This is a genomic window from Sphingobacterium sp. GW821-FHT03E03 (assembly GCF_059420745.1).
The window spans coordinates 38,075-52,472 of sequence record NZ_JBWKUH010000004.1; the positions used below are offsets into that span (position 1 = coordinate 38,075).

10 protein-coding genes are annotated in these 14,398 nt (G+C 41.5%); 4 read left to right on the forward strand and 6 right to left on the reverse strand.

Annotated features, from left to right (window positions below; all coding sequences use genetic code 11):
* Window positions 1-3: 3 nt before the first annotated feature.
* Complete coding sequence (locus tag AC07UV_RS06640; protein ID WP_495183115.1) at window positions 4-885, forward strand: sugar phosphate isomerase/epimerase family protein; 882 nt, start codon at window positions 4-6, stop codon at window positions 883-885.
* Entirely contained in the window at window positions 882-2,318 is a 1,437-nt protein-coding gene (locus AC07UV_RS06645; protein ID WP_495183116.1) for a c-type cytochrome domain-containing protein, read from the forward strand. Before AC07UV_RS06640 ends, AC07UV_RS06645 begins: the two co-directional genes overlap by 4 nt.
* Before the next feature lie 272 nt (window positions 2,319-2,590).
* Here the strand turns inward: AC07UV_RS06645 and AC07UV_RS06650 are convergent, their stop codons facing one another.
* The 3 genes from AC07UV_RS06650 to AC07UV_RS06660 form a co-directional block, all read right to left on the reverse strand.
* Complete coding sequence (locus AC07UV_RS06650) at window positions 2,591-3,886, reverse strand: amylo-alpha-1,6-glucosidase (protein WP_495183117.1); 1,296 nt, start codon at window positions 3,884-3,886, stop codon at window positions 2,591-2,593.
* 31 nt (window positions 3,887-3,917) lie between these two features.
* Complete coding sequence (locus tag AC07UV_RS06655) at window positions 3,918-5,666, reverse strand: class I mannose-6-phosphate isomerase (RefSeq protein ID WP_495183118.1); 1,749 nt, start codon at window positions 5,664-5,666, stop codon at window positions 3,918-3,920.
* Between the two features lie 62 nt (window positions 5,667-5,728).
* Window positions 5,729-7,069, reverse strand: a complete 1,341-nt coding sequence (locus AC07UV_RS06660) for a sugar porter family MFS transporter (protein WP_282255181.1) — start codon at window positions 7,067-7,069, stop codon at window positions 5,729-5,731.
* 96 nt (window positions 7,070-7,165) lie between these two features.
* Here AC07UV_RS06660 and AC07UV_RS06665 point away from each other — a divergent pair, with 96 nt between their 5' ends.
* On the forward strand, window positions 7,166-7,900 hold the full coding sequence (locus AC07UV_RS06665; RefSeq protein ID WP_223579421.1) for a GntR family transcriptional regulator: 735 nt from the start codon (window positions 7,166-7,168) through the stop codon (window positions 7,898-7,900).
* Window positions 7,901-7,952: 52 nt separating this feature from the next.
* Here AC07UV_RS06665 and AC07UV_RS06670 read toward each other — a convergent pair whose 3' ends face one another.
* Window positions 7,953-9,284, reverse strand: a complete 1,332-nt coding sequence (locus AC07UV_RS06670) for a glucosidase family protein (protein WP_495183119.1) — start codon at window positions 9,282-9,284, stop codon at window positions 7,953-7,955.
* 375 nt (window positions 9,285-9,659) lie between these two features.
* Between AC07UV_RS06670 and AC07UV_RS06675 the strand changes: the two genes are divergently transcribed.
* Entirely contained in the window at window positions 9,660-11,957 is a 2,298-nt protein-coding gene (locus tag AC07UV_RS06675; RefSeq protein ID WP_495183120.1) for a GH92 family glycosyl hydrolase, read from the forward strand.
* Window positions 11,958-12,131: 174 nt separating this feature from the next.
* On the opposite strand, the gene AC07UV_RS06680 is transcribed toward AC07UV_RS06675, so the two are convergent.
* Window positions 12,132-13,313 (reverse strand): homoserine dehydrogenase, encoded by a 1,182-nt coding sequence (locus AC07UV_RS06680; RefSeq protein WP_282255176.1) that lies wholly within the window; start codon window positions 13,311-13,313, stop codon window positions 12,132-12,134.
* Between the two features lie 39 nt (window positions 13,314-13,352).
* A complete protein-coding gene (locus AC07UV_RS06685) occupies window positions 13,353-14,396 on the reverse strand; it encodes a homoserine O-acetyltransferase family protein (RefSeq protein WP_495183121.1) in 1,044 nt (347 codons plus the stop codon).
* Window positions 14,397-14,398 lie beyond the last annotated feature (2 nt).

Sequence of the window (14,398 nt, forward strand, 5' to 3'; positions counted from 1 at the left end):
ATAATGAAACGATTCCTATTACTAATACTTCTGATGGCCAATTTTTTTACACTTTTAGCTCAGAAGCAAGAGAAACTACATATCAAATATTATTGTACCAATTGGGGAAATACCGATTCCTGGGATCGATTCTGTGAACGTGTTAAGAAAGCAGGTTATCAAGGTGTCGAAGCCTGGCTACCCGGAGATCTGAAAGAACGGAAGGAAATGATCGATGCCCTACAAAAATACGGTCTGAGCTTAGGTTTGCTTTCCGGTGGTTCTGGAGCTTCCTTCGAACAGTATCGTGAAAGCTTTAAACGTAATCTGGAAGAAGCTGCAGGTATGAAACCTGATTATATCAACTGCCATACAGGTAAGGAGTATTATTCCTTTGAACAAAATAAACAATTGATTGATATTGGCCAGGTCGTCGTGGAAAAACAGCATGTTCCGGTATACCATGAAACGCATCGTGGTAGATTTAGCTTTGCGGCGCACCTGACCAAAGATTACTTAGCAAAGATTCCTTCCTTAAGGCTTGCTTTGGATATTTCACATTGGTGCAATGTACATGAGTCCCTGCTCGGTGACCAGCAAGAAGCGGTAGCTTTGGCGCTTGCCCGGACAGAACATATCCATGCTCGGATCGGACACCCTGAAGGACCACAGGTCAATGATCCTGCGGCACCAGAATGGAAAAATACTGTAGATCAACATTTGGCCTGGTGGGATGAGATCGTTAAGAAGCATAAGCAAAATGGAGCTAAGGTGTTGACCATCACCACAGAGTTTGGTCCGGCGGGCTATCTGCCAACACTACCTTTTACGCAGCAACCCGTAGCTGACCAATGGTCGGTAAATGTATATATGTTGAACTTACTCAAAGACAGGTATAAAGAATGATGGTTTTCCTTGAAGAATTGATGGCCTTTTTGGGACGGTTTCATCCCATCTTAGTGCATTTACCCATCGGAATTTTATTGATCGCATTTGTGATGGCATTTTTGGAGCTATTCAAGAAGGAAAATCCATACCGGCCTGCGATTAGGTTATCCTTGTTATTAGGTAGTATAGCAGCTGTATTTGCGGCGTTCTCAGGATTTCTGCTATCACGCAATGGTGGTTATGAAATACAGGTGCTCAATTACCACCAATGGTTGGGCATTGTGGTGGCGGGGTGCAGCATATTACTCTATGTGCTCTATCGTGAAAAAAGTGAAACGTTGCAATGGTCAAAAAAGATCATTAGGTTCCGCTTTTGGTTATTTTTGATCCTGGTCGTATTGCTGGGAATTACAGGACACTACGGTGGCACCCTGACACATGGCAAGGGTTACTTTATTGAAGCGATGCCGCAAGCAATGAAAAAGACTTTTGGAGTGAAGGAGAGCAGCGAAGAGGTATTAATCGTTGAGAATGTACAAGAGGCTGCCGTGTATGATGGTATTATTCAGCCCATACTCAAGCAGCGTTGTCAAAGCTGTCATGGTGATCGTAAACAGGAGGGAGGATTGGCCTTACATACTAAGGAAAGCCTGCTAAAAGGAGGAGAGAATGGTAAAGTACTGGTCGATAACAAGTCCAAAGAAAGTGAGCTGTATGCACGATTGATCTTACCGGAAGGGCACAAAAAAAGAATGCCACCAAAAGGGCGCACACCAATCAGTCCTGATCAGATCAAATTGATCGCCTGGTGGATTGAACAAGGAGCGAACTTCGATAAAAAAGTGAACCAACTCACACAGACCAAAGAAATAGCAGCAATATTGAAAAAGTTAGAAACAGGGGAGCAGGAAGCTTCCCCGGTATTGTATGCAGATTTTCCCAAAGCACCCGATTTACCAAAGGATAAAGTCGATGCCTGGCAGGCAAAAGGTATTAAAATTATTCCTGTGGCTAAAGAAAATAATCTCGTGCTGGTCAATGCCATCAACTATCCACAGTTTAATGATAAGGATCTACAAGATCTATTGGCCATTAAAGAGAATATCGTTCAGCTGAAACTAGGGCATACCGCAATTACCGATCAGGCTTTTTCTACAATAAAATCCATGCCTGTCATCTCGCGTTTGCATCTCGAGAATACAAAAGTGTCCGATGGAGGTTTGTCACAATTGAAAGGACTGCAAAAGTTGATCTATCTCAATCTGGTGGGAACAAAAGTAACCGCAAAGGGTTTGTCAAATTTGAAGGATATTCCTAATCTGAAAAATGTATATATCTACCAAACGGGAAGCCAGGACAGTACGGCCTTAAAAGCATTACATGGTAAGGTTCGTATCGACACAGGTAATTACCGATTGCCATTTATCGCTACGGATACAGTCAGGTTCTAGCAATGATAAAGTACAGCGCAAGTAGTTTTATCCATTGACGATAATACAACTGAATAGATACTCAGGCTATACTGAAGCAATACTCAGTCAATACTTATAGGATATTGGAAACCTGACTTTTGGATATTGGAAAGATGCGATTGGAGGATGATTGCGCTTATAGAATATTTGGAAAGAAGCTGTAGGGAATGTGAACAAAAATTGAATAAAGAAAAAGGGTGTCCGATCTTTTCGGACACCCTTTTTTATTTGTCGTGTATAAATACTGTGGGTTATTTCCCGGCATTTTCCAATAGGCTGATCGCATCGTAAAGTACACCAGCCTCGCCTCTGAAAGTTCCTGAGCCTTCAGGTTTATTGTCTTTGGTATACCATTCGTAGAAACCTTTATTTTTAATAACACGAGCCAACATGGGCTTGATCTGCTCGTAGGCTTCCTGTTGGAAACCATTTTTAACTAATTGTTGGATCATTCTTCCCCCAAACCAGGTCCAGTCTCCACCATTTTGGTAACCATAGGGATACATGCCTTTGTTTTTGAAGAAACCTGCCGGATAGGTCGGGTATACCGTTAGACCAATGGTGGCAGCACCTGCATCCTTTACATTTTTGATCATCTTGTCCAAAGACGTTTTGATCTGCTCTTTGCTGAGCAGGTTTGCTTCAATAGCAATCGCAGTTCCACCATGGTAATAGATCTGGTTTTCATCAAAATCCTTCGGAAATGGCGAACCTTTAATATAAATATGCGGAATGAATTTTTCATTTTTATCATCCCAAAGATGTTTCATCGTATTGTTTGCGATCATCTCCCGAACCTTACCCCATTTTTCCTTTTTTTCAGGAAAAAGGTCAATGTAATTGTCCAGTGCAATTAAAAACATAGCGTTATCGTATATGTCCAGTGCAATATGTGAACTTTCATCTAAATGTACTCCCCAATCATGTTCGGGTTGAACATCACCCCAATCAACCGTTGTGGCCCCCCATAATAATCCGTAGGTGCTATTGTAGCGTTTATCCATTAGGAATTGCAAAGCCTGTTCCATACGATCTTTTACACTCGTTTCGCCGATTTTCTGTGCCAGAAAGGAACTGTCCTTAGTTGCTATGATATATTTGTGTACCGCCTGGATCAGGGATGTTTCCTGATCGGTTTCAACCGTGTTTTTATGCCCAGCATATTCCGGTGCCAAGGGATTGGTGATTGTATAATAGTCGGAAACGCCATTCTTTAGGCTGGATTTTTTGACAAAACCATCAGCGATATTGCCATCGGCACCCTGTAATTTGAAAAATATACCCAACTGATCTTTGATCTGGGCATGGGGATGTACTTTGGTCGCCAACGTAATAAAGGTATTATAATCTCTGATCCACACCTCACTATAGCCGTCCCCGGCATTGAAGCCAGCTTTGATAACATTGGTCGCCATATCTTTAACGAGCTGGAAACTACTATCCTGTGGAGTGCTCTGCTGTGTGTTGCTACCTGTAGATTTATTTCCTCCGCCATTGCAGGATAAGATTAACAATGAAGTAGATAGCGCGAAATATAAATTTCTCATGATGCTGTTTTTTATCGTTAGTATACTTAAATTAACATTTAGAGTCTTTGACAAAAGACTGTATGACCTTCGCTTGGCTAGCTCCCAGATTACGGAGTGAATAAGATTTCGCAGCGGCGGGAACAGCAAATGTCTCCGCATAATGGAAGATTTTTTTCATCCCATTGGCAGTCGTCAGTTCTACGGCTTCCCCCTCAACGAGCATCATAATATGGCATTGCCCCTTTGTTTCAATGTGCACTTCATCTTCAAATTCGTAGCTGAAAACATCATAGAAATGATCTTCATGTGTCGGTAAATGTACTTTTATCGACTGTGTATCGAGCACATCAATCTGAGGCTGTGACAAGAGCGTGTTTTTTACAACATCACCTTTCCGGTTAAAGTTGAGATTGGAGAAAGCTCTGTCAATATTCAATGGACGTGGTTTACCATCTAAGTCTGGACGTACCCAGTCGTACATCTTAAAGGTGTAGTTATAAGGGGTGGCACTGATTTCTAGCACGAGGTTATTTGTACCTGAAGAATGTACAGTACCATGTGGAATCAGATACAACTGATGCTTTTGTGAGTCAAATTTTTGGACGTACTTGTCAATCGCAATGGGCTCACCCGTATGGAAGCTCTGTTCAAGCACAGTACGGAATTGGTCGGCATCAATATCTTCTTGGAATCCCAGATAAACCTGAGCATCTCCTTTTCTGTCAACGATGTAATAGGATTCGTCCTGTGTGAAATTTTCTCCAAACTCAGTTTTGGCATAACTTGGACTGGGGTGGCACTGAATCGAAAGATTGCCGCCATCAAAAGTGTCAAGAAAGTTGAACCGGATTGGGAACTCAACATCAAAACGTGGCTGTGCAGTGCCCAATATATTTGAACTCTCCTGAAACATCAGTTGGTCAAATGAAATTTCGAGCACCTGTCCATTGCTTTCAAGTAATATACCATTTTCGGGGACGATCATCTCAAAAGACCAAGCATAGTTTTTTGCCTGTTGATCGATACCCGTTAAATGTTCCTTCATCCATTGTCCGCCCCAGACTCCGGGCTCAAATGTTGGTCTTACCCGAAAATAGTTTTCGGACATGGCATGTAAGGTTTCTTTTAAATCGTTTCCTGAAATCCAGGGTAGATTTCCCAGGGATAGCTGATCGGCCAGGATCTCCACCCGGGATAATATCGTTCGTTTGTGTCGGTTGAGGAGCTCCCAGTCGACAAAATAGTAACGTTTGTAAAGTTCTTTTTGATTCGTTTGCTTAGCACAAGCCAAATTCCAGGCCTGTCCGGCACGCATCCGTTGGATAAGTACATTTTTGGGCAGATCGATGTACATTACTTTACCGGAGTTATCCAAAAGTGCTGCTCCCGGACCGTAAAAAAAGATGTATTCATTGGCAGCTGCATTATTCAGGATTTCCTCAAAAGCGGCCAACTTTACGCCATCAAAGTATGCTGCCAGTTGAAGGGACGCTTTTTTTCCGAATAATGGATCATCGCCACCCAGATAGGGGGCAACCTTCTCCTGAATGCTTGATTCGGGCAGGAATGCTGTTTCCATAGAAACAAACCTTACCTTTAATCCCCGTTTAACAAATTCCTGCTCAATCTGTGCCACTGGTATTTCCCAATTTACGCCGACAAATCCATCTATGCAGTGTATATTATGTTCGATCAGGTGATCGACCAACTCATAATATGAGTTTGACAATTTGCCCTGAACTGGAAATGTCGGTAAGATGTCGTATTGAAAAGATGTCGTTTGAGTATTGGAATACATAAGATGTTATTTATTGCGTATGTAAAAATTGACTTAATTGATATGATGTTTTTAAGATGATATTATGCGTTTTGATTGCTGGAATTTTTCTTAGATTTTTCAATCCAATATTTTTCAATATCTTCCAAAGGTTTTCCTTTTGTTTCAGGTAGATAGCCCAATACAACGATAAAAGCTATTGCGCAGAAGAAAGCGAATAACCAAAAGGTATAATGAGCACCCCAGGATGCCAGCAAAATCGGAGTCAGCTGTCCAACGATAGCATCGGAAATCCACATGACCATAATGCTTATCCCCATTGCTCGGGCCCGTATGGCATTGGGAAAAATTTCAGCTGCCACCACAAATTTCAATGGACCGATAGAAAAAGCAAAGAAAAACAAGAATGAGAGGATGGAAACAATCAATGCGACATTATTTGTCTGTTCCAGACTGAAAAGATAGCCTGTCGCGATCAAACTGATGGTTGCACCCAATGTACCTAAAATATATAAAGGTCTTCTTCCCCAATTATCTACCTTCCAAATAGCAAAGCAGGTAAATAAGACATTTGCAGCGCCGAAAAACAATTGCGCGTGATAGGAATTAGCTAAAGAAATACCCGATTCAAGGAGGATGCTAGGTCCGTAATAGACGATCGCGTTGATCCCACTGAGTTGAGAAAACAAGGGTAAGAACAAGCCCAAGAGAAAAGCCCTGCGGTAAATAGGTGAAAACAAATCTCTTATATTTCCTTTGGCTGGACTTGGCGAATCATGTAAGTCTGTCAGACCAAGTTTGGCACTGATGACAGCAACCTCTTCGCTGCGCCCATTTTTTGCAAGCCAACGGGGACTTTCTGGAATAAAATAAACGCCCAAGCAGAGTAGGATAGCAGGGATTGCACCAACTAAAAACATACCCCGCCAAAGTTCTGTCTGCGGCAATGAATGCAATTGAAGAATAAAGTAATTGCTAATATAAGCGATGAGGATACCAAAGGTGATTGCCAGCTGATAACAGGTAACCGATCTACCTCTGAATTTACTGGGTGATATTTCGGCAAGATAAAGTGGCACAACGATAGAAGCGATGCCCACGCCTAGTCCACCAATACCTCTGCTGAGAATCAATAAAGTATAGTTGGGACTGAATCCACAGCCGATCGCAGATAATAAGAAAAGTAAGGACGCAACAATGAAGGCTTGTTTACGACCATATTTGTCTGTAAAAGATCCTGTAAAAAATACACCTATAATGCATCCGATCAGTGCTGAACTAACAAAAACACCTTCCTGTGCTGGTGACAGTCCGAAAAACTGCTTGACCAACGGTAAAGCTCCGGCTATAACAGCCATATCGAACCCGAAAAGCAGTCCCCCCAGTGAAACGATGCATAAAATAATGATAAAATTCTTAGACATACCTGGTTTATAAGTTTTATATGTATATACATACAAACATATATCTATTTTTTTAATTATGCAAAAAATCTTATTTTAGCTAAGTAATATTATGTAATGAATTTAAAAATAGATCACAAAAGTCCAGTTCCGCTGCATATACAAGCAGAAAATCTATTGCGGGAGTTGATAAAACAGCCGGAATATATTGAGGGGAAGATGTTGCCTAATGAAATAGAGCTAGCCAAACGCTTGGCTATTTCCCGCTCCACTTTGCGTCTGGCGATTAATAAGCTGGTATATGAAGAGCTACTGATCAGAAAGAAAGGGATCGGCACCAAAGTTGCCAGTTCGAAATTCAGTTCGAAATCCAAAAATTGGTTGAGCTTCTCGCAGGAGATGAAGAATCGCGGGATCGAGGTGAAGAATTTCGAATTACACGTGAGCTGGGTGGTACCAGATAAAGCTGTTACACAATTTTTTGCTGTCGATGAGGATCAAAAGCTGTTGAAACTGGAGCGGCTGCGGGGCAAGAAAGATGATCCATTCGTCTATTTCATATCTTATTTCCATCCACGTATCGGCTTGACAGGTGACGAAGATTTTAAACGTCCTTTATATGAAATATTGGAAGCTGACTATCATGTGGTGGCTGATCTTTCGCAAGAGGAAATTGATGCCATTGCAGCAAATAAATTTATCGCAGATAAACTCGAAATTAATATTGGGGATCCTATTTTGTCACGGAAGCGATTTGTTTTTGATCAATCTGGAAAGCCAATTGAATATAATCTGGGTTTCTATCGTGCAGAAAGCTTTACCTACACGGTTGAAAGCCGAAGAGATTATTAAAACATAAAATGATCCAGTAGCGGCAAGCTATTGGATCATTTCATGTATAGTATTATTGCTGTTGAGTAGCCGTTTCCGATGCCCATTGATTGATCATCGCGATGGCTTTACTCAATACACCAGCCGAACCTTTGAATTTTCCGGATCCACTTGGGACGTCATTTTTTCCATACCATTCATAAAAACCTTTATTCTTGACCACACGATCAATCATTGGCTGTAGTTCATCGTAGGCTTCCTGATAGAATCCGTGTTGGATAAGCTGCTGAATCATTCTTCCACCAAACCAGGTCCAGTCACCACCATTTTGATAGTGATAAGGCTCAGCCATCCAGCCTTTAAAAAATCCAACGGGATAGGTCGGGTAAAGCGTAAGACCAATACTTGGCATCCCTGAGAGACGTACATTTTCGAGCATCTGCTTATTGACAGTTGCTATTTCGCTCCGTTTGAGTAAGCCAGCTTCAATCGCAATTGCTGTTCCGCCATGGTAATGAATCTTATTTTCATCGAAACCTTTAGGGAGGGGAGATGACTTTGGATAGATATGGGGGATAAATTTCTGCCTTTTTTGATCCCAAAGATAGCGTCTGCTGTTTGTTTCAAGCTCTTTTTTAAAGTCCTTCCAGTCAGCGGTCTTCGCAGCATTGGGTTGTATTTCAATCAATAGCTGTAGGGCAATGATGAGCATAGCATTGTCGTATACGTCAATGGCCTCATTTGAAAGTTCGTTCCAATCGCAGCCAAAATCGTCATGTGGCTGTACGTCACCCCAATCTGCTGTCATTGCACCCCATAGTAGATTATATTTTGTATTGTACCGCTCTCGTTTAAGGTAGTCCAGCATGAGTTGTATACGTTCTTTGACGGAAAGTCCACCGATGGATTCGTCAAGGATACTGTAATCATTGGTTTTTTGTACGTATTTGCCCAGTAACTGAATTAAAGAACTCTCCTGGTCAGTCTCGACTGTATTTTTAAATCCAACATGATCGGGTGCATTATTAGAATAATAAGGCGTATCGTCATGCCAGGTAAAATCTTTCTTGAGCACATAACCATCTACCATCTCGCCGTTAGGCTGTTGCATTTGGAAAAATAAGAGAATCGCACCCCGGACATCGGCAGGCGACCTTTCCTCCAATGCAGTTTCAATAAATGTATTGAGATCCCGTGCCCAGATCTGTGAATAACCACTTCCAGCATTAAAACCTTCTTTGATGACCTGTCGGGCCAAACTGTCAACATATTTTAACTTTTGATCTGCTAAAATGGTTTGTGCGAGCTTAAGTTCTGTCCCTTTTGATGCTGCTTTTTGTTGAGCGGACAGGCTGCTTCCGAATAAAATAAATGTAAGACTAAAAAATGTCAGTTTTCTTTTCATGAGAACTATTGTTATTGGTTGAATTGTTGAGGCATTTCAGAGCCTTTACGTATTATATTGTTAAATAAGAGTGATGATCACTGATTTTAGATCGAACTTTCTGAATTAAAAGTTCTTGGTTATTTATTATTATGTATGTACAAGCAAAAATATAAAAATAACCATTGTTTTAAGCTTTTTATAGGATATAATTGGTGCGGTATTTAAATTTTTACAATCTGATGGTGTTTTTTAGTGCTAGCCGTTATCTGCTTTTTTTAATAAACTTTACCTTCATGTTTATACATAGTTTATTTTTCGTAGATTTGTTTTTGAACCTAATTGATAACAATGGTAAAGCAGCTCATATTTTATTTTTTTTGCATACTCTTCAGTGTGAACTGTGCGCAAGGACAACAGCAGATTGATTTAACTACATTGGTAAAGCCGAATATTGGATCTGTCCATAGTAGATATTTTTTTTACACGCCAGCAGCAGTCCCCTTTGGGATGGCAAAATTGGCACCAAGTACTGATGGAAGTTATGGTAATAAGTCCGGTTGGGAGGCGGTGGGCTATGATGATAGACACAACTCGATCGAAGGTTTCGCAAATTTTCACGAGTTTCAAGTCGGCGGGATTACCTTTGCACCTTCGGTAGGACAGCTTAAAACAGTTCCAGGTAAACTGGACCAGCCACAAAGCGGTTACCGATCATCATTTGACAAGAGAGACGAATTTGCTACCTCAGGCTATTATCGGGTGAAATTGAAAGATTATGCAGTCCTGGCGGAGCTGACTGCTACAAAAAGGGTCGGCTTCCATCGTTATACCTTCCCAAAAACAGATGCTGCTAATATTATATTTGATATTGGACATGTCATGGGAGAAAGCGGTCCTGTGGTGGATGCTGAGGTCAATTATGATCATCAGTCTGTATGGGGGTATGTGGTCACTAATCCGGTCTATGTGCAGAAATACCAACAGGGAGCCACTGTAAAGATGTATTTCTTTGCCGAGCTCAACAAGTTGCCCAAATCCTATGGTACATTTAAAGATTCGGTGATTTTTAAAGAAAAGAAAACGATACAAGGGAAGGGTGCCGGGATATTTCTTCAGTTTGATACGGAATCCGATGAATCCATTACAATCAAGACGGGCTTGTCCTATACCTCTGTAGATAATGCACGACTAAACTTGCAGCAAGAGGCCAAGGAGCTGACATTTGATCAGGCGAAGATGGAAGCGCTCAAGACCTGGAACAACGAACTGGGAAGGATATTGGTGGAAGGTGGTAAAGAAGCAGACCGCGTAAAATTTTATACAGGACTATACCATGCCCTGCTTGGACGGGGACTTGCCAGTGATATCAATGGGGCTTATCCCAAAAATGATGGTTCAGTTGGCCAGATCGCTTTAAATGCGCAAGGAAAACCTATACATCAACACTATAATACAGATGCGATCTGGGGGGCATTTTGGAATCTGACACAACTCTGGTCGATTGCTTATCCTGATTATTACAACGATTGGGTACAGAGCCAACTCTTGGTTTACCGCGATGCGGGCTGGCTTGGTGATGGTATTGCCAATAGTAAATATGTCTCCGGTGTGGGGACTAACTTTACAGGATTGGCGATTGCTGCGGCCTATAACGTTGGGATCCGGGATTACGACACGAATTTCGCCTATGAAGCTGTACGAAAAAATGAACTTGAATCGCGCGGGCGAATTCCGGGAGCTGGTAAGCTCGATGTGGGGGTATTTGTCGATAAAGGTTATTCTCCCTATATTCAGGACAATACCGGGAGTCCCGAATTATTGACCACTGGATCACCTTTTGGCGCTTCTCATACGTTAGAATATGCATTTTCGGCAGCCGCAGCAGCGCAATATGCAAAATCACTCGGCCGTGATGCAGACTACAGAAAACTTCATGAACTTTCAACTGCTTGGAAAGGATTATACGATCCATCGACTAAATTCATGCGACCAAAAGACAGTTTAGGGAAATTTATTCCAAATTTTAATCCTTATCAACCTTGGCGTGGTTTTCAGGAAGGAAATGCCTGGCAGTATACGTTTTATGTGCCACACGTTCCGCAGGAATTGGTTAAGCTCGTGGGAAAGGATCTATTCAATCAACGCTTGGACAGTATATTTACAGTATCACAAAAGAACGTTTTTGGAGGAGGAACCCACATTGATGCCTTCGCAGGAATTGAAAGCTTGTATAACCATGGAAATCAGCCCAACTTACATATCTCCTGGTTGTTTTATTTCTCAGGAAGACCTGACCTCAGTCAAAAATGGGTACGGGCTATTTCAAACGAATTTTATGGTAACGATCCTATACACGGTTATGGCTATGGACAGGATGAAGATCAAGGCCAATTGGGCGCTTGGTACGTACTGTCAGGTATCGGTTTATTCGATGTGAGAAGCTTAACATCTGAAAATCCTGCCTTTCAGATAGGAGCTCCTCTGTTTGATAAAGTTACGATACAACTACCCAAAACTTTACGAAAAAACAAATTTACAATTCAGGTTAAAAAGACGGATCCGGATAGTTTTTATGTTGGTCAGATTCGATTGAATAATAAACCTTGGAAAGGTTGGCAGCTTCCTTTTGAACAATTAGTGAAAGGCGGGGTAATGACCGTGCATTTAAAAAGCAACACTAGTACAAACTAAGGTTTGTTCATAGATGTAGTTGCTAATTAATAGCAGTAGGTACCCAAAAAGTAAAAGCTAACTTGCCCGGGATCGAATAATTAAAAAAGAGACTGCCGGGAATGTGTTCCAAAAAAATAGGGGTGTCCAAATTCTTTGGAACACCCCTTAATGGTAGGTTGGTTTGTTGATTGCCTACGCGATCTCAGCAATGAAATTGCCCTCTTGGTCCAAATCCGCCTTGTGAGCTGCAATTTGTTGAAGATTAATATAGCCAATAACATATTTGAAATCTGCTGCGTAATATCTTTCTGTGATCTCACTGAAATTTAATTTTTCAATCAGTTGATCGTCAGTGTATCTTAAATAGACCTTGAGCAGATAATCTTGGCTATAGTTTAAGGCACTGGATTCTAAATGCTTTTTATATTCATAACGGTAACCGTAGCGTAATGCGGCAATATCCGACAATACTGCCGAGCCAGTAGGGTGACCGCCCGCACCTTTGCCATAGAAGAATTGCTCATCCGCAAAGGCAGCTTTGACCAATACACCGTTATTTTCATTTTCTACATTGTATAACATGCTTTCTTTACCTACCAAACGAGGAAGTACATAAAGCACGACCTTATTACCGTCGATCTCTTTGGCTGTAGGGATCAACTTGATTTTTAAGTTCTTTTCCTTTGCAAAGCGAATATCCTGTTGACCCAATTTGTCAATACCGATGTTGAAGACATCATTTGGTTTGACATAGATACCATAAGCATGTGAAGCGACGATACAGACTTTAAATTTAGGGTCATATCCGCCAACATCAAGAGTAGGATCTGTTTCAGCAAAACCCAGTTCCTGCGCTTTTTTTAGCGCATCTGCATACTGTTGGTTTTCATTAAAGACTTTCGAAAGAATGTAGTTGGAAGATCCGTTGAATATACCGCTGACCGAATGCAAAAGCTCGTTATCATAGTATTCTTCCAAGTTACGGATAATAGGAATACTTCCACAGACAGCGCCTTCATAAAGTAGGCTGGTACCATATTCATGTTGAATATCTACCAACTCTTCGAGGTGACTGGCAATCATCTTTTTATTTGCAGATACCACATTTTTGCCTGATTTCAATGCGCGTACAGTCAGTTTGTATGCAGCTTCGGCATCATCGATCAGTTCGACAACAGTGTTGATTTCTGGATCCGCCAGGATTGCCTCAGCATCTGTTGAAAACAGATCCGCTGGTAACGTACGTTTTTTGTCCGCATTTTTGATGACAAATTTCTTGATTTCCAGATTCAGATTTTTGGTTTTGATAATGTCGTAGAGACCTTGGCCTACCACGCCAAACCCAAACATCCCTATCGTTAATTTATTACTCATATCTCTTCTTAAATTCTCTTATATAATTGTTTACTTCTCTTAGACTAATTCGTTGATATACGCTTTCTTATTCTTTAAAAAATTATGGATAATAGCAGTCAGTTTTTTTGTCTCTATCAAAAATCCATCATGGCCATAGCTTGATTCGATCTCCTGATAAGTTGCATTTGGAATATGCTGCGCTATAAATCGCTGTTCGGCTGGCGGGAACAATACATCGGTATTGACAGCTAATACCAATGTCGGACAGCTGATCCCGGACAATGCTGCCTCCAAAGAAGTCCTTCCTCGGGCTAAATTGTGACTGTCCATGGCCTTTGTCAGGTAGAAATAACTATATGCATTATAGCGTTTGACAAGTTTTTCGCCTTGATAATTTTGATAAGAGGCAGCTTTATACTCATTCACTATACTGTCATCCTCATCCCGTTGTGTATGGTCATAGGTGATATAATTGCGATAGGATAACAGCGCAATCGAGCGAGCAACTTTAAGCCCTTTTTTACCACCATCGGGATGGTTGGCATAGAAGGTCCGGTCTGCTGTAATTGCTAAACGTTGGCTTTCATTAAAAGCGATTCCCCAGGGGGAATGTACCGCATTGGTGCCGACAACAATGAGTTGATTGATTGCGATCCTGTTGGAAGCGGCCCATTCTAGGGCCTGTTGGCCACCTAGCGAGCCGCCAATTAGAACCTCAAGTTTATTGATATCCAAATGAGCTGCGAGCAATTGATGTGCATTGACCAGATCTTTTACCGTAAACTCCGGAAAGGATAGGTAATAAGGCTGACCTGTTGCCGGGTTGATGGATAGGGGATTGCTACTACCGTAGGCGGATCCTATTACATTGGCACATACGATGTAGTAATCATTCGGATTAAATAGATCGTTAGCACCAAATAGGCCCGGCCACCAGTCCAATACATTCGCATTTGCCGTCAGGGCATGACAGACCCAGATTACGTTGCTGCGATCAGCATTGAGTTCACCAAATACCTCGTAGCTAATCTGTAAATCGACAAGTTCCTTCCCGTTTTCAAATACAAAGGGCTCGGGATGTTGATAAATATGCCTGCTCATTA